This window comes from Muricaecibacterium torontonense, from assembly GCF_004793925.1.
Classification (GTDB): Bacteria; Actinomycetota; Coriobacteriia; order Coriobacteriales; family Atopobiaceae; genus Leptogranulimonas; species Leptogranulimonas caecicola.
Genome location: NZ_SRYE01000005.1, coordinates 99944 through 115441, shown reverse-complemented (window position 1 = coordinate 115441; position 15498 = coordinate 99944). Strand labels below are relative to the sequence as shown.

The following is a 15498-nucleotide window of genomic DNA, read 5'->3' as shown; positions in this document are numbered from 1 at the left end:
GCCTTATAGGAAGGTGAGGCCCTGAGGGTCAGAGCCTCACCTATCAAGCCGAAATGCGGTAGTGCGTAAGGGTTGTATCTAGTTTAATCCTGATAGTCCTTTGGCTCACGGCCATAGTAGGCATCCAGGTAAAGATTTTTGATCTCGCTCATGAGCGGGTAGCGGGGGTTGGCACCGGTGCACTGGTCATTGAAGGCCTGTTCGACCATGTCGTCCAGGGTGTCGTTGAAGTAAGTCTCGTCCACACCGTAGTCGGCAATGGTGGGCTTGATGCCCACGTGGGCGCCCAGCTCGTCGATGGCCTTGAGGAAGTTCTCAAAGACCTCGTCGTCATCCTTGCCGGTGATGCCTACATAGCGGGCGGCCTCGACGTAACGCTCCTTGGCCTGGGGATAGGCGTACTGCGGGAAGGTGCCCATCTTCACAGGCACATCGGCAGCGTTGTAGCGCATGACGCGGGTGAGGATCACAGCGTTGGCCACACCGTGAGGCAGGTGATGGAAGGCGCCCAGCTTGTGAGCCATGGAGTGATTGACACCCAGGAAGGCGTTGGCGAAGGCGATACCGGCCAGGCAGGAGGCGTTGGCCATGTGCTCGCGAGCCACGGGATCGGCAGCGCCCTTGTCGTAGGCAGCAGGCAGGTTCTCGAAGACCAGCTTGATGGCCTGGAGAGAAGCCGGCTTGGTGTAATCGCTGGCCATGATGGAGACCAACGCCTCCAGCGCGTGGGTGAGCACGTCCATACCAGAGGCAGAGGTGAGGCCCTTGGGCTGGTTCATCATGTTGTCCACGTCGACCACGGCCATGTTGGGCAGCAGCTGATAGTCAGCCAAAGGCCACTTGATGCCGGTCTCGGCGTCGGTGATGATGGCGAAGGGGGTTACCTCGGAGCCGGTACCAGAAGAGGTGGGGATGGCCACGAAGTAAGCCTTCTGACCCATCTCGGGGAAGGTGTAGATACGCTTGCGGATGTCCATGAAGTCCATGGCCATGTCCTCGAAGCGGGCTTCGGGGTGCTCGTACATGAGCCACATGATCTTGGCTGCGTCCATAGCGGAACCGCCGCCTAGAGCAATGATGCAGTCGGGCTCGAAGGAGCGAATCTGCTTCACGCCCTCCTCGGCGCACTGCAGGGTAGGATCGGGGGCCACGTCCCAGAAGCAGGAGTGCACGATACCCAGCTGATCCAGCTTGTCCTCGATGGCCTTGGAGTAGCCGTTCTTGTAGAGGAACTGGTCGGTGACGATGAAGGCGCGCTTCTTGCCCATGGTGCCCAGCTCGTCCAGAGCAACAGGCATGCACCCGCGCTTGAAGTAAATCTTTTCAGGGGTGCGGTACCACAGCATATTGGTCTGCCTCTCTGCCACAACCTTAGTGTTAATGAGATGCTTCACGCCTACATTCTCGGAGATGGAGTTGCCGCCCCACGAGCCGCAGCCCAGGGTCATTGAGGGCTTAAGACGGAAGTTGTAGAGGTCGCCGATGCCGCCCTGAGAGCTGGGGGTGTTGATGACGATGCGGCAGGTCTTCATGGCCTCGGCGTGCTTGGCCATCTTCTCCTTCTCATTCATGGTGTCGATGTAGAGGGAGGAGGTGTGGCCGTAACCGCCGTCAGCGATGAGCTGCTCGGCCTTGGCGACGGCGTCGTCGAAGTCCTTGGCATGGTACATGGCCAGCACAGGAGAGAGCTTCTCGTGAGCGAACTCCTCGGAGAGCTCCACGGAGTCCACCTCGCCAATGAGCACCTTGGTGTTCTTGGGCACGTTCACACCGGCCATCTCAGCGATGGTGTGAGCGGACTGACCCACGATCTTGGCGTTCAGAGCACCGTTGATGATGATGGTCTTGCGCACCTTGTCCAGCTCGTCGCCCTTCAAGAAGTAGGCGCCACGACGCTTGAACTCGTCCTTGACCTGCTTGTAGATGTCGTCCAGCACGATCACAGACTGCTCGGAAGCGCAAATCATGCCGTTGTCAAAGGTCTTGGAGTGCAAGATGGACATGACGGCCAGCTTGATGTCGGCCGAGGAGTCGATGATGGCGGGGGTGTTGCCAGCGCCGACGCCTAGGGCGGGCTTGCCGGAGCTGTAAGCGGCCTTCACCATGCCAGGGCCGCCGGTGGCCAGGATGATATCGGCGTCACGCATGAGCTCGTTGGTGAGCTCCAGGCTGGGCTCCTCGATCCAACGGATGAGGCCCTTGGGTGCGCCGGCAGCCTCAGCGGCTTCACGCACGATGCGAGCAGCCTCGATGGTGCTCTTCTTGGCGCGGGGGTGCGGCGAGATGATGATGGCGTTGCGGGTCTTCAAAGAGATGAGGGTCTTGAAGATCGCGGTAGAAGTGGGGTTGGTGGTGGGGATAACTGCCGCCACAATGCCAATGGGCTCGGCGATCACCTTATAGCCACCAGCTGCATCCTCTTCGATGACGCCGCAAGTCTTGGTGTTCTTATAAGCGTTATAGATGTACTCAGAGGCATAGTGATTCTTAATGACCTTGTCTTCCACAATGCCCATGCCGGTCTCCTCGACGGCCATCTTGGCCAGAGGAATACGGGCTTTGTTGGCTGCCATAGCAGCCTGGAAGAAGATCTCGTCGACCTGCTCCTGAGTAAAGGTAGCGAACTCCTCCTGAGCAGTGCGCATCTCGGCGAGAGCCGCCTTCAGGGAGTCGACGCTGTCGATGGTCTCGACGGTATCGAGAACCTGGTCTGGATTAGCCATGCATGACCTCCATCTAACCTTGGATAGGCGCTTCTATCGTGAACCATCCCGCCTGGGCATCCTTAGCGCCCAGGACGAACAGCTCAAACCTCTAGGGCAAATACTAGAGTGCCTTGAGGGTTGACCAACACATGAACCATTGGCCGATTGGCTATTGACACCTATATCTAGCTGCAATTCTTCTAAACTGCTCTCAGCATTAAATATAATTACTTATGTTATAGGTATAGGTTCGACTAGTCATTTAAGCCCTCTAGCAGATATATCGCTTTTTCAAAGTTGGATTTTTTTAACCCAACGCCGCAGGTAATCTTGGGTATCACTCCCAGGTACTACGGCAATTTATGCCGAGAAACCCTTGGCTTCCAAAATTCACCGCTCGCACCTCAGAATAATTCATACGATTATTGATGACTACACAAATTCTTCAGACCAGCCGTCTCTGATGTACGAGTCCCTTTATTTCTTTATCATACACCTGGATACTATCTGATAGTCAACCTAGCTCTCTGGCACCCACGCATCGCTGGTGTCATAAACGCCAACGACTCCTCTAGGCCGGATCCAACACCGCTTCCAACCACATCACAATGGCCAGTGGATCCTCATCCCCCACTGCCAACAACAGCGAGGCCTCATCACCAGGTACCGAGAAAAGCGCGCTTCGCACCCGGGCCGCCCCTCCGGTCTCGAGACCTGAGGCTACCTCAAGAGCCCCTTGGACCTCTTGAGGTCCTGCCAGACTAAAGCGCACCCACTGACCAAACCCATGCTCGAAGGTTCTCAGCGCTACCGGGTGCGAGATATCTTCCGGCAAACCCGGATACCTCACCGCACTCACTGCCGGATGGCAGGCAAGATCTGCCACCACCGCCTGAGCGTTGTGGTTTCGCGTAAGGCAGAGCGCGTTGTATTCCTCCAACTGCGGCTCATGGGCAGGAGTCCCCCACTGCCGCACCAACGCCTCCAACGCACCGTAGATCTGCTCGTTTTGACACACGTCACGGGAAAGCGATAGAGCGCAGAGATTTACAGGTGCCTCTGCCAGGCTAGTCAGGTCATCTATCACCACGTCTACCCCGCGCATGATGGCAGGGCAGGTAAACGAGCCCACGCGTGAATTATCTGCCAAAAGCCACGAGGCTCCAGGAGCCCCATCACCGACAGATCCCCCGCTTAAAGCAGATCCCCCACCACGCAACGCCGCCTTTGCGTATTTGATGTCGCCTACCGCAAAGCTTGCAAGGTCCATCGTCTCAAGGCACTCAGACACACGAGGCACCTCAGATGTGAGCGCACTTCTCAGCTCAGAAGCAGAAGAGGCCACTAGCCAGGTCTTTTGGCATCGTTTGCCCAAATTGGTAGAAATCACCCCTGCGGCATCGGGTGCCACAGGGGTGGAGGTCATGGCACTCATGAATGGCGGCTATTCCGGATCCGGCGTGGTGTCGTCAGCGGGATCGTCCACGTCGTGGGTCTCCTCCAGCGCACGCTTCTCATTCTCTGCCACCAGCATCTCCAGGCGAGCATGCTGAGAGGGCATCCACGCCTTATAGACATGGCCTTTCACGTCGCGGCCAAAGTCGTACTCCTTGACGGTATAGCGTTTGGAATCACGGCCACCCACCAGGCGGGACTTGATGAGAGAACCAGGGATGCCAAAGTAGGACATGCCCGAAGCCGGATCAAACAGCGCCAGCAGATTGTCGTCGGGAGTGGCATCCACCACAGCTTTTACCAGCGTCATGGTGTCGTCGTCAAAGCGGTAGTTAGAAGACTTGGGGGTTGATTTGGCCATGAATTGGTCCCTTTCTAAAGATTCACAACGCCTAGTGGGTTGCCTTGGGCTTCTCTGTCAGAAGCTCTGCCAGCACCTCGGCATGGCTCCGGCGCTTATGAGTAGCAGTACCTAGAATAGCGATGTTTTGGTACTGGCCATACTTGGTAGAGAAATCTGCCAGCGACCCGCGGGAATCTATCAGGGCCTTATAGCCGCTCGCATACTCGTCAAAGTCAATGTGATGATGCAGATAAGGCTCCAACAAGTCAGTAGTAGGCGCCAGGTCCACATCGTGGGCATAGGCAGCCCCCACGATGGTCTTCACGAAGTAGGCAAGGTCGCGCTCTTTAGTAAAGCCGCAAAGCTGGTTGGTGTTGTGAAGTCGCACATCCACCAACAGGTCGATTTTTGCGTCGATCAACTTGGTAAAAAAGTCCTCGGCGCTGGTCTCATAGGCCGAGAGTGTCATAAAGGTTTGACTCATAGGACTCCTCCCCTTGAAGGGTTTCGCACAATACGCGCTATATACCCCACCGCGCAGCCTACTGCCCCAACTAGCCGCAAACCCGGCTATCTAGGCAGAAACATCCATCTTGTCAGGGATTTGAGTCTTCAAAAGCTCGTAGGAAGAGACTAGCTCCTTATGGGCGTTCCCAAAGTCCTCCCGATAATTCTCCAAGGTTCCCGAAGGCCTTCTCACCATCTCACACAGGACCTTGTACTCTTTTTGCATGTCCCTCACGGTGTCATAGGCTTCGTCACAGCCCTCCGGAGGAGAGGCCAGCTGCTTGAACGAGTCGTCTATAGAGCATTCTGTGCTCTCCATCTCATGACAAAGCCCGTTATAGGCATTGGATGTCATCAGCTTGGACAGCGCCTGGTTGGGATCGGCCGCTTTATAGGGCGCAATATCTTCATCCCAGCTGCCGTTGGGATTGTTGATCGCAGAGCTCCAAACGCTTTCCACCAGACCACCGGCCTCCACTGCTTTGGCTCCCCCATACAAAAAATGCTCGGCAGTGACATTGAGGTAGTCTACATATTGATTGAATGCCTCGACTTTGGCGCGTGTCGCAGTAACAGCAATCGCCTTTTGATGGGCATCAAAGAGAGCATAGCCCGTCGCCGCTAAGGCCATAACCACCGCAATCACAATAGCGATAGCGAACGATGCATCTGAGAATGCGCTGCGCCACTTAGTGTCATGCACCTCGGCATTTCCCGCACTTGCATCCCGTGCGTCAGCACCTTGCAAGTGGGCGTTTTCTTTCTTGCCGCCTTTAGTTTCATCAGCTTCGCTCATGACAGCCCCTTTGCCCCTTCTTACAATCCATGCGGCGGATCATCAATTGCGCAGTTACACTACCCTCATGTCCCAGGAAAGTTTCCTTGAGCTCGGCACTGTTCAGCAATTGTCATTTTTTGAACAGTTCCCATCCACCAACCCGTAGGCTCTCTGCATCGGGAGGTCCCCTCGCAGTTCATCTGTCCCGCACTGGTGCTCCCCCATCTCAAGGCGTCCAGCAGCTCAAACTTCGATGCCCATGCCGCAAAAAAGAGTACTATGACTATTCATGGCTTTCTGAATGCCACTTGAATAGCCTACTGCCCGCCCTAACCCCCGGAGCCGCCCATGCCCTTTGTCTCCCTCATCAAACGCACGCTGCCCGCTGCGCTGCCGGTGATGTTGGGCTACGTGGTCATTGGCATTCCCGCCGGCATCCTCGAAGCTCAGATGGGCCTCAACGCCCCCATGGCCTTCTTCTTGAGCGCCACCTACTACTCCGGCGCCGGGCAATTTATGCTGGCAAACATGTGGATCGCTGGCCAAAGCCCCCTCTCCATCGCCCTCTCCATCTCGCTGGTCAACCTGCGCCAGCTGCTCTATAGCGCCTCGCTGGCTCCGCGCCTGGCCACCACACCTGCACCTCTCAAAGCCCTCTGCACCGCCACTGTCACCGACGAGTCCTTTGGCGTCAACACAAGCCGTTTCGCCCAAGATCCCACCTGGTCTGCCACCGACGCCACCCTCACAAACATCCTCTCCATGCTCGCCTGGGCTTCCGCCAACACCCTGGGCGCCATCGCCGGCGACATTCTGCCCATCTCCACTGCCGTGGCCTCCTTTGCCATGACCTCCATCTTCATCTGCCTGTTGCTCACCCAGACCTTCACCACCCCTACCATCCTCGTGGTGGCAGTCTCGGCCCTCGTGGTGATCATCTGCAAGCTGGCAGGCCTTGGCTCTATGGCCATTGTCGCCGGAGCCCTCGCGGGAGTAGCTGCAGGCGTAATCCTCGACATCCATCAAAATCCTTCTGCTGCCGAGAAACCCGCGCCCTCCCACCTAGACGCCAGCCATCCTTCGCACACCCCAGACGCCCCCTCCACTCCCGGAGGTGACCGCCAATGACCGATCTCGCATGGTTCTGGCCTGCCTACGCAGTATTGCTGGTCGGAATGCTTCTCTGTCGCTGTGCCCCCACCTTTGTCCTTGGCAAGCGCCAGCTCTCAGTGCGCACCACCCGCGCCCTTGAGCTCATTCCAGCCGCCGCCTTTGCGGCTCTGGTAGCCAACGACCTATGCCAACCCGAACTCTGGGCCCAAAGCCTCTGGACCGGCGCCATGCCCCTCATAGCCTCAGCGGTAGTGGCCCTTTGTGCCGTCAAAACCAAATCCCTCGCCCTTTGTGCTGCTGTGGGCGTAGCCGTCTACCTGGTACTCTCTGTTATCTAGCTTGGGCGGGCAACTTCCATATTTAATTCCCGCCTCCCAGCCCAAATCGAATAACCTCAAATCGGGTAAACGCAACACCTCTAGTCACCCTACCGAGAGGCCCCTTATGCACCATCCCTGCCGCCCCACCGCAATGCTCGTTGCTTTGTTCACCATCACTCTGGCGCTCCTCGCCGGGTGCAGCTCACCTTCCAATACCCCCACCCAAGACACCTCCAGCGATTCCCAGCCGGCAAGCACGCCGGCGCCAAAGCCCCGAGATCCCAGCGATGCCGCCCCCTCCATCACAGGTACCCTCTCAGTCAAAGGCACGCAGCTCCTAGGCGACGACGGCCAGCCCGTCCAGCTCCGCGGCGTCTCCACCCACGGCCTCGCCTGGTTCCCCCAGTACGTCAACCAGCCCTTCTTCAACCAGTTGCGCCAAGACTGGAACGCCAATGTCGTGCGCCTGGCGCTCTATACCGCAGACTCCGGCGGCTACTGTACCGACGGCGACCGCATCAAGCTCACCCAGCTGGTCGAGGACGGCATCGACCAGGCCACCGCCGCCGACCTCTACGTTATCGTCGACTGGCACATCCTCTCAGATAACAATCCCCTCACCCACGTGGACGACGCCAAAACCTTCTTCTCTACCATTGCCGAGAAGTACGCCAACTCCACCAACATCATTTACGAGATCTGCAACGAGCCCAATGGCGACACCACCTGGAACGACGTCAAAAACTACGCCAATCAAGTCATCCCGGTCATCCGCCAGCATGCTCCCAACGCCGTGATCCTCGTAGGTACTCCCAACTGGTCCCAACGGGTAGATGAAGCAGCCGCCAGCCCTCTCGACTTCGACAACATCATGTACACCCTGCACTTCTACGCTGCCACTCATCAGCAGGATCTTCGCGACACGCTTTCTGCCGCCAACAAAGCCGGCCTCCCCATCTTTGTGAGCGAGTTTGGCATCTGTGACGCTTCCGGTTCTGGCACCATCGACTACGCTTCCGCCAACGCCTGGGTCGACCTCATGGACTCTCTCGACATCAGCTACGTCTGCTGGAACCTCTCCAACAAAAACGAAGCCTCGGCTCTCTTCAAGCCCGACTGTACCAAGACCAGCGACTTCACCACAGACGATCTCTCCGCCGAAGGCCTCTGGCTCTGGGAAACCCTCCATGGCCAAAAGAATCCAAAACCGTAGAATACGCTTTACAGATCGCACTCTTTTCGCCCTAAGTGCAAAACGCGTTTTACACTTCCTCATCTAGGATCACTCTCATGGCAGACCTCCTTCACAAGGCCAAGCTCGACCGCGAGCAACCCCATGTCGACGGCCTTGACTAAGGCATCGAAGCCCTTAAGGGCCATGACGAACACGAGATCAAAGAAACCAAGCGCATTCTAAGGCGCAACAAACGCAAATCTTAAACTGCCGATAAGAACTACAACATCTAATATGTAATTACTGCTCTGGCACATTCTCATACACTCCTTGCCTATGACCTACTCGCACCACTTCTATAAGCAAGACCCCATCTTTTAGGTGTCCAAGAATCCGATAGCTACCAGCTCGCCAACGCCAGCTAGCCTGCGTTCCTACCAGTTGCTTTCCTCCAATAATCGCCCGAGGGTTATCACAGTCTGCTAGGTTCTTTTGAATCCAGGCAAGGATCATTATTCGTTGCTTTTTAGGTATTGCAGCCACTTCTTTAGCGGCTCGCTTTGTGAACTCTACTCTCCAGCTCACTCAGCCTTCATGGCCGCTTCGATGACCTCCTCCAAGGAATAGTGAGTGCCGTCATCTTCTGCCAAAGCATCTCGATAAGCCGCCAAATCACAAGCGTCTTCCACCGCCTCTAATGCTGCTTCTCTTACTACCTCGGAGAAAGACTTTCCTTGCATGTCAGCATAAGCTTGTATCCACTGACGCTCTTCAGGTGCAAACCTAATTGCAGCGCTCGTCATGGCCATAGCAAACCTTCCTTAACCACACTCTCTTAGCCAAAACGATTGTACCCCATCGTAGTACGGTATTGGCACTGCAATTGCCCCTGCCTATTCCACTAACATAGATACAGATTTATATTGTGCGGTAGGCCTTTGCGTCTCTTGTATGCCTTACTGTCAGTTTCGAAGAATAGTCCAAACCTACTCTTTTTTGATTGGATGCATTCATGGCCACCTTCATTCACCCTAACCCCGAGACTGCCCAGGCCATCCATGACCTCTACGCCATCACCAATCGTCTCAACAACCTTTACCCAGGCAGGCACTTCACCCCCGATGGTCACATGGTCGGAAGCCTTGGCGAGGTAGTTGCCGCTGACTACTACGGCCTCAAGCTCTTCGAGGCTTCCCGTCCCGTCCATGACGCAGAAGACCATCAGGGTCGACTCATACAAATCAAGGCAACCCAGGGAACCCGAGTCTCCTTGAATGAAGAGCCCAACTATTTAATTGTTCTTCTGATCCATCCCGACGGATCCTTCGAAGAGATCTGCAACGGCCCTGGCAAGCAAGTCTGGGAAGCTTGCGGCAAGCAGCAAAAGACAAGCCAACGACCCATCTCACTCACCAAGCTCCGAACTCTTAATCAATCCGTCCAAGCTGCCGAGAAAATCGCACCCCCCAAGCTGCAGAAAGATAGTCCTTAGAGCTAATCCTCCTCTTCGATGGTTTCCTCCACAACCACATCCTCTTCTTCAATGACTTCCTCAGGCACTGGCTGAGCCTGAGGAAGTTTCTTCAACTGCTCTAGAAGCTTTCCTGATTCGGTCTTTAAGGTCACGTAAGTCATGGCACCGCTTACCACTCCTCCAACAAGAGGCACGACCTTACCAACAGCCTTTCCTACACCAACTTTAGTTACCTTCACGCCTATTGCACGCAAAACCGATTTCAAAACTGGATACCAAGTTGTCTTAGTAAGGGTGGCTTTAGCTACATTCTTAGCCACGGCCTTAGCTGCGTTGTTTGCAAAGGCTTTAAGACCAACAGCTGCTCCTCCAACACCTACCATGCAGCCAAAGAAGAACGCCAGCTTTGCAAGCGTCTCATCATCAGTCTCGTCAACTTGGTCAAGGAAATTATCCCAACCATAAGTATAGGCAAGCTTCTGCATGATGCGAAATGCATGGACATAATACTGGGTGATATCAGCAGGAATGGTTCCCACCATAGCTAAACCACCGGGAAGCCCGGCAGCAAAGGACATCCAGGAAGATTTATTAGTTTCAAGGGCGATGGATTCACGTGCGATAGCATCAAGAATCTCAGGATCAACTCCTGCAACTGCGGGACGCTCAGTTATAGCCAAGTCAATCTGTGCTTGAGAAAGACCCCTCTTTGCCAACTCCTGCTGCAAGAATGCCTCTCGCTCAATCTTGACGCCCCTCAACCTGATCGCAGAGAGCAAAAACTTCTTAGCAAATGCCTCAGCTTCTTGATCCTGCCGATCCATGACATCTTGAAGATCTCCATCCACAAAGGATCGATCGGCAAATTCCTCTTCAGAATCCTCAATCTCGATATCTTCTAGAAGGTCAGCCATTTCTTCATTGGCATCAGAAATGTCATCAACATCGTCTCTATCAAGATTTTCCTTATCAGGCTTCTCCGATCCAAACCCTTTAGAGAATCCCTCGATTGCGCCGTTTACGCCCGCACCGACCCTCTCTGCTGTCTCACCTAAAGCAGAACCAACCTCTGTGGCAATCTGGGTGGCACCTTCAGCCATTTGTGCAGCTCCATCCACAAGACCTTGTACATCGATGTTCTTCAATGCTCCCCAGAGCGATTTTTTAGGATCTATCATTCAGAGTCTCCTTAACCAACCAGATGATTTCTTAATACTACCTGATTGTTTAAGGTGCATTCGCAACCGAAGAGATCAGATCCTATGCACTTGATCAACCGCAGATACTTACACTTGAAAATGTAGTGCCACTTATATGGCAAATGATTATTTACTTGAGTGTATGCAGGTCTTCTATGATGAACTTTTTAGCTACGATAACCCAGTAATTGGTAGCATCTATGACATCGCAAATGTGATTTACGGGGCGGCTTTTAATCCCCCCTCTTCAATGAGGACGGGAACGGATATCCGCTAATTAGGATTCGCGATCTTAGCACATATACGCCGCAATTCTTTACGACAGAAGAGCACCCTAAATGCACTTTCATAGAACCTGGTTTTGTAATAGCTGGAATGGATGCCGAGTTCGCTCCAACGTTTTGGCTCGGTGATAAGGCAGTCCTAAATTAACGAGTTTGTTATTTTGCACCTCTAGCTGGAACCGAAATCACGCCGAGCTACCTGTTTTTTTGTACTCAAGCCTCTTCTTGGCTTCATCCAAAACTACGCTTCAGGTACTACGGTAGCGCACATGGGGAAAAGCGATTTGGAAGCTTTGAATGTTCCTCTACCAAATAGAGATGATCTCATGAAGTTCGCAAAAGTTGCTGAGCCGATGCGGCTTCAAATTGTGGCAAACGCAAAGGAGAGTTCTCAGCTGTCACATTTGCGAGATGCCCTTTTGCCGAAACTCATGTCCGGAGAAATCGCCGTTTCACAAATCGACATCACGCAGCCAAATAAGCGATAGCTGCCTTACTACCCGCTATGGAAATAGGGGCATAAGAGGCTGCGATCTTTCAGAAAGACCAGCTTGCGAGCAAATGGTTGGCCTAGAGCACGTCTTTGGGAAGAAGAGATAAGTTCAATGAGACAGAGCCCTCAGACAATGCGTTGGAAGTCGGAGGACGCCGCAATCTAGATATGCATAAAATGAGGGAACAAAGTGCATAGTGCATCTTTCTTACTATTGCTTTAAGTTCATAAGCATCTTTTCTGAAGGCTCTTCTACATTCATAAATATATACAGTAGCCTTTGCGTAACTACAATTTGTGGAAGCGCAGCTCATTGCGCCTAACATTCCTTGCCATTGTAGCACTGAATTACTTTTTTGTGCACATATGGTGTTGGAGAATCGGAGGTTACGCCCCATGAAAAGAAAGCCCATTGTTTATATCTTGTTTGGGGTGCTTATTGCATCAATTACACTGCTCAGTGGAATCACGTCTGCAATTGCGAGGCCCGCCTCAACACCTAAACCGGTGGATGTGAATGTAGAGCGGTTCTCGTTTCAAAACTTAAATCATGAGGATACGGATCGCATCTACTATACAGATCGTTTTTATCTTGCGATGACCTGGGATGCTTCGGCAAACGGGGACCAGCTTCATGAGGGCGATTACTTTGATATGGCCCTCCCCGATCAAATGGTGTTTCCCTCTGAAAGCACCGCCAGGGATTTCAACATCTACGGAGAAGATGGCACGACAGTGATTGCCAAAGCCCATGTAGAGCCGGGGGCCACTGGCGGAGGAACTGTGCGGGTCACCTTCACCAATTGGGTGGAGGGGCGAAGGAATGTGCGTGGTTCGATCTATCTTGCAGCCCGTTTTGATACTACCAAGCTGAAATTAGATGAGAAGAACACCATTCATGCCACAGTGGCCGGAAAGGTTATCGAAAAAACCATTGATGTTGCAGGCCCCCGAGATATTCAGAACGAAGTGCTTGCAAAATGGGGAAGCCCTGATGCAAACAACCCAGAGGCTCACTGGACTGTGCGCATCAACCACGATAAGCAAAACCTTACCGGTGCGAAGATCAGCGACCGCTTAAGCGGAGGTACCGGCTCTGAAAAGTACATAGCCGATAGCTTTATTCTTCGCAAGGTGGAGATGAATGCGAGGGGCCACGTCACCCGAGTATTGGAAACGGTTGACACTGCAGGACGGCTCACCATCTCACCTGATGGGAGGTCCTATTCTGTGGATCTGGGTGATCTGAATGGTGACTCTTATCAACTTAATTACCGCACCACTTATACTCGCGGTACAGTACTGAGGAATGAAGTAAATCTTGCTTCTTCTGAAAAGAGCGAAACCAGGAACTCCACGGTGCGCACGGCAGATTCTGGAGGCCGGGGACAAGGCGATCTTGGTGGAAAAATTCGCATTATCAAGACTTCCTCAGAGGATGACTCTTTGAGGCTTCCTGGCGCAGTCTTCGAGGTACAAAGGCCCGATGGCACTACTTTTGAATTAACTACTGGTGAGGACGGCACGATTGTCTCAGGAATCATTGCTCCCGGCACGTACAAGGTAAGGGAGAAGTCGGCGCCGGTAGGCTATGAGAAAAGTGACAAGGTCTACGAGGTGCAGGTACAAGGCGAGGGGCTCGAAGCCTCGGTGACGGTGGCAAACGATCCGGTGCGCACTGCGGTTTCTGTAACCAAGGTGTGGAAAGGACGAATCGCGGAATCGGTGACGGTGCATCTCTATGCAGATGGCCAAGATACCGGTAAAACGCTGACGTTATCTGGAGTGAATGCCTGGAAAGGCAGCTTTGGCGGGCTGAGGAAGTTTGCCGCAGATGGTCACGAGATTGCGTATACAGTGACCGAGGATCCTGTAGAGGGCTATGACTCAGAGATTGCCGGTGATGCCACTGAGGGATTTACGGTCACCAATACACTTCGGGAAGTGCCAAAGGAAGATCCTGAAAAGCCGGAGAATCAAAAGAAGCCCGATACGAAGGAGCCGGGATCAAAGAAGACTCCGCCGGTGCGTACTCGAGGCGTCCCGCTGAAGGCTGCGGCCATTCCTCGTACAGGAGATGAAGGCACACTGATGCCAGCTGTGCTTGTGGGGCTGGCAACGCTGGTAGTAGGTGCGTCGGCGGTAGTGATGGTCAGGCAGAAATAGCGTTGGGTTTTGAGGAGAGAAGTCACAGAGAGTGGCTTCTCTCCTTTTATACGCCGTGTTGACACTACATTTTACGCCCTATTGGTACTACAAAATACGCCCTTGGGAGGGGTGTGGCATGGGTAGGATCCAAGGAAGTACGAAAGGATGTTATCCATGGGGAAATCGGCGACAGTCCGAGAGACACGTGAGTCCATAGGTCGAGATGCAGGTGCACTGCTGGAGGTAGTGGCCGATGCCGTGCTACTGACGTCAACAATTCTTGTGGAAGGCGGCTGTGAGACTCAGCTGGCAGAAGATACCGCCAGTGCGATGGGGAGTTCTTATCGGCAGGTGGATGAGTGCACTGTCTTTGTAATGCTTACGGGAATCATGGTGAGCGTGGTGGCAAAGGGTGAGACGGTGACTCGGATTGCGCGGCTGGATGGGGTGTCCCATAACATTTGGGCGACCGATCGGGTGATTGCGCTGGAGCAGCAGTGCGAGCAGGGGAAGTTGGAAGCCGGGGAGTTATTGACTAAGTTGCGGGAGGTGCGGGAAGGGCCGCGCTTCTCCCCCGCTGCGTTGGGGGCGGCCGCTGCGGTAGGCTCGGTGGGATTTGCGATTTTCTATGGAACGACCTCGCTGGATGCGCTGGCATGCGTGGCGATCATCGCATTTGTGACGCAGATTTCAGGGCATTATGCATCGAGGCTCCTCCCCAATTCTTCGCTGACGATCCTGGTGCAAGCGCTGTTAGCAACGGCTGCCTGCTGCCTTTGCCAGCGGCTATGGGCCCTGGGTATCGACAAGCTGTTGATTCCAGTGCTGATGCTGCTGGTGCCCGGCATGACGCTGGCGACGGGGATTTTGGATACGCTCTCGGGAAACTTTTTGTCTGCGACGGCTCGGTTTGGCAAGGCGCTGCTAGTGGGCATTGCCATTGCTATAGGGTCGGCTGTGGTGCTGCATTATACGGGGGTGCTCTCATGGTCCCTGTCATGATGGCGGCGGTGGGGGCATTTTTGGCCTCGGCTGCCTTTGGGCTGCTCTATAACGTGCGGGATTGGCGCCTGCTGCTGTGCGCCGGTTGTATTGGAGCTTTGGGCACGGCAGTGTACCAGAGCGTGGTGAATCAGGGGCTTGAAGAGCCTGCAGCCGCATTTTACGGCGCAGTAGCGTTTACCTGCGCCTCTTGGGTATGCGCACGGGTGGCGAGAGTGCCCATCACAACGTTTACCGCCCCAGCATTGATCCCGTTGGTGCCTGGCGGGGACGTGTACCGCATGATGGTGGCGCTGTTGCAAGGCAAGATGGACTCTGGGTTTGAGTGGGGGCTGCAGGCGCTGGCGGTAGCCGGCATGCTGATACTAGGCATGGTGCTGGTAAGCGCGGTGCCCTATGCGCTGACACAGGTGAAGACGCGGGCGAAGGATCGGCTGCGGTAGGGAGAGTGGCGCCGATGGGCTGCAGTTCATAAGGGTTTTAATTTGCTAGGTTATTGAGAG

The 15498-nt window shown here is 54.4% G+C and carries 15 protein-coding genes; 7 read left to right on the top strand and 8 right to left on the bottom strand.

Going from position 1 to position 15498, the window contains the following annotated elements:
• Positions 1–83 precede the first annotated feature (83 nt).
• From adhE to E5334_RS08045, 5 genes are all read right to left on the bottom strand, one after another.
• Positions 84–2723: a bifunctional acetaldehyde-CoA/alcohol dehydrogenase gene (adhE, locus tag E5334_RS08065; protein ID WP_136013079.1), complete on the bottom strand. Its 2640-nt coding sequence runs from the start codon at positions 2721–2723 to the stop codon at positions 84–86.
• A gap of 553 nt (positions 2724–3276) precedes the next feature.
• On the bottom strand, positions 3277–4140 hold the full coding sequence (locus E5334_RS08060; protein ID WP_136013078.1) for a PLP-dependent aminotransferase family protein: 864 nt from the start codon (positions 4138–4140) through the stop codon (positions 3277–3279).
• 9 nt (positions 4141–4149) lie between these two features.
• Positions 4150–4521: a hypothetical protein gene (locus E5334_RS08055; protein ID WP_136013077.1), complete on the bottom strand. Its 372-nt coding sequence runs from the start codon at positions 4519–4521 to the stop codon at positions 4150–4152.
• A gap of 31 nt (positions 4522–4552) precedes the next feature.
• On the bottom strand, positions 4553–4987 hold the full coding sequence (locus tag E5334_RS08050; protein ID WP_265591327.1) for a DUF488 domain-containing protein: 435 nt from the start codon (positions 4985–4987) through the stop codon (positions 4553–4555).
• Positions 4988–5077: 90 nt separating this feature from the next.
• Positions 5078–5806, bottom strand: a complete 729-nt coding sequence (locus E5334_RS08045) for a hypothetical protein (protein ID WP_136013076.1) — start codon at positions 5804–5806, stop codon at positions 5078–5080.
• A gap of 330 nt (positions 5807–6136) precedes the next feature.
• Here E5334_RS08045 and E5334_RS08040 point away from each other — a divergent pair, with 330 nt between their 5' ends.
• The 3 genes from E5334_RS08040 (at position 6137) to E5334_RS08030 (ending at position 8434) form a co-directional block, all read left to right on the top strand.
• Positions 6137–6916, top strand: coding sequence for an AzlC family ABC transporter permease (locus E5334_RS08040; RefSeq protein ID WP_275438994.1), 780 nt, complete (start codon positions 6137–6139; stop codon positions 6914–6916).
• A complete protein-coding gene (locus tag E5334_RS08035; protein ID WP_136013075.1) occupies positions 6913–7239 on the top strand; it encodes an AzlD domain-containing protein in 327 nt (108 codons plus the stop codon). The genes E5334_RS08040 and E5334_RS08035 overlap by 4 nt, the downstream gene beginning before the upstream one ends.
• A 106-nt stretch (positions 7240–7345) precedes the next feature.
• On the top strand, positions 7346–8434 hold the full coding sequence (locus E5334_RS08030; RefSeq protein ID WP_136013074.1) for a glycoside hydrolase family 5 protein: 1089 nt from the start codon (positions 7346–7348) through the stop codon (positions 8432–8434).
• A 261-nt stretch (positions 8435–8695) separates the two neighbouring features.
• On the opposite strand, the gene E5334_RS08025 is transcribed toward E5334_RS08030, so the two are convergent.
• The gene (locus E5334_RS08025) at positions 8696–8980 is read right to left on the bottom strand and encodes a type II toxin-antitoxin system RelE family toxin (RefSeq protein WP_136013073.1); all 285 of its coding nucleotides are present in this window, start codon (positions 8978–8980) and stop codon (positions 8696–8698) included.
• Entirely contained in the window at positions 8977–9204 is a 228-nt protein-coding gene (relB, locus tag E5334_RS08020; RefSeq protein ID WP_136013072.1) for a type II toxin-antitoxin system RelB family antitoxin, read from the bottom strand. Before relB ends, E5334_RS08025 begins: the two co-directional genes overlap by 4 nt.
• A 203-nt stretch (positions 9205–9407) precedes the next feature.
• On the opposite strand from relB, the gene E5334_RS08015 reads away from it, so the two are divergent.
• The gene (locus E5334_RS08015; RefSeq protein WP_136013071.1) at positions 9408–9887 is read left to right on the top strand and encodes a DUF6998 domain-containing protein; all 480 of its coding nucleotides are present in this window, start codon (positions 9408–9410) and stop codon (positions 9885–9887) included.
• A gap of 2 nt (positions 9888–9889) precedes the next feature.
• Here E5334_RS08015 and E5334_RS08010 read toward each other — a convergent pair whose 3' ends face one another.
• Positions 9890–11047, bottom strand: a complete 1158-nt coding sequence (locus tag E5334_RS08010) for a hypothetical protein (RefSeq protein ID WP_136013070.1) — start codon at positions 11045–11047, stop codon at positions 9890–9892.
• 1194 nt (positions 11048–12241) lie between these two features.
• Here E5334_RS08010 and E5334_RS08665 point away from each other — a divergent pair.
• The 3 genes from E5334_RS08665 (at position 12242) to E5334_RS07995 (ending at position 15438) form a co-directional block, all read left to right on the top strand.
• Complete coding sequence (locus E5334_RS08665) at positions 12242–14011, top strand: Ig-like domain-containing protein (RefSeq protein ID WP_167604356.1); 1770 nt, start codon at positions 12242–12244, stop codon at positions 14009–14011.
• Positions 14012–14158: 147 nt separating this feature from the next.
• Positions 14159–14995, top strand: a complete 837-nt coding sequence (locus E5334_RS08000) for a threonine/serine exporter family protein (protein ID WP_136013069.1) — start codon at positions 14159–14161, stop codon at positions 14993–14995.
• Complete coding sequence (locus tag E5334_RS07995) at positions 14980–15438, top strand: threonine/serine exporter family protein (RefSeq protein WP_136013068.1); 459 nt, start codon at positions 14980–14982, stop codon at positions 15436–15438. The genes E5334_RS08000 and E5334_RS07995 overlap by 16 nt, the downstream gene beginning before the upstream one ends.
• Positions 15439–15498 lie beyond the last annotated feature (60 nt).

Bases quoted from the DNA above. Each gene is read 5' to 3' on its own strand.
- adhE (WP_136013079.1), bottom strand. From the start codon at position 2,723: ATGGCTAATCCAGACCAGGTTCTCGATACCGTCGAGACCATCGACAGC.
- E5334_RS08060 (WP_136013078.1), bottom strand. From the start codon at position 4,140: ATGAGTGCCATGACCTCCACCCCTGTGGCACCCGATGCCGCAGGGGTG.
- E5334_RS08055 (WP_136013077.1), bottom strand. From the start codon at position 4,521: ATGGCCAAATCAACCCCCAAGTCTTCTAACTACCGCTTTGACGACGAC.
- E5334_RS08050 (WP_265591327.1), bottom strand. From the start codon at position 4,987: ATGAGTCAAACCTTTATGACACTCTCGGCCTATGAGACCAGCGCCGAG.
- E5334_RS08045 (WP_136013076.1), bottom strand. From the start codon at position 5,806: ATGAGCGAAGCTGATGAAACTAAAGGCGGCAAGAAAGAAAACGCCCAC.
- E5334_RS08040 (WP_275438994.1), top strand. From the start codon at position 6,137: ATGCCCTTTGTCTCCCTCATCAAACGCACGCTGCCCGCTGCGCTGCCG.
- E5334_RS08035 (WP_136013075.1), top strand. From the start codon at position 6,913: ATGACCGATCTCGCATGGTTCTGGCCTGCCTACGCAGTATTGCTGGTC.
- E5334_RS08030 (WP_136013074.1), top strand. From the start codon at position 7,346: ATGCACCATCCCTGCCGCCCCACCGCAATGCTCGTTGCTTTGTTCACC.
- relB (WP_136013072.1), bottom strand. From the start codon at position 9,204: ATGGCCATGACGAGCGCTGCAATTAGGTTTGCACCTGAAGAGCGTCAG.
- E5334_RS08015 (WP_136013071.1), top strand. From the start codon at position 9,408: ATGGCCACCTTCATTCACCCTAACCCCGAGACTGCCCAGGCCATCCAT.
- E5334_RS08010 (WP_136013070.1), bottom strand. From the start codon at position 11,047: ATGATAGATCCTAAAAAATCGCTCTGGGGAGCATTGAAGAACATCGAT.
- E5334_RS08665 (WP_167604356.1), top strand. From the start codon at position 12,242: ATGAAAAGAAAGCCCATTGTTTATATCTTGTTTGGGGTGCTTATTGCA.
- E5334_RS08000 (WP_136013069.1), top strand. From the start codon at position 14,159: ATGTTATCCATGGGGAAATCGGCGACAGTCCGAGAGACACGTGAGTCC.
- E5334_RS07995 (WP_136013068.1), top strand. From the start codon at position 14,980: ATGGTCCCTGTCATGATGGCGGCGGTGGGGGCATTTTTGGCCTCGGCT.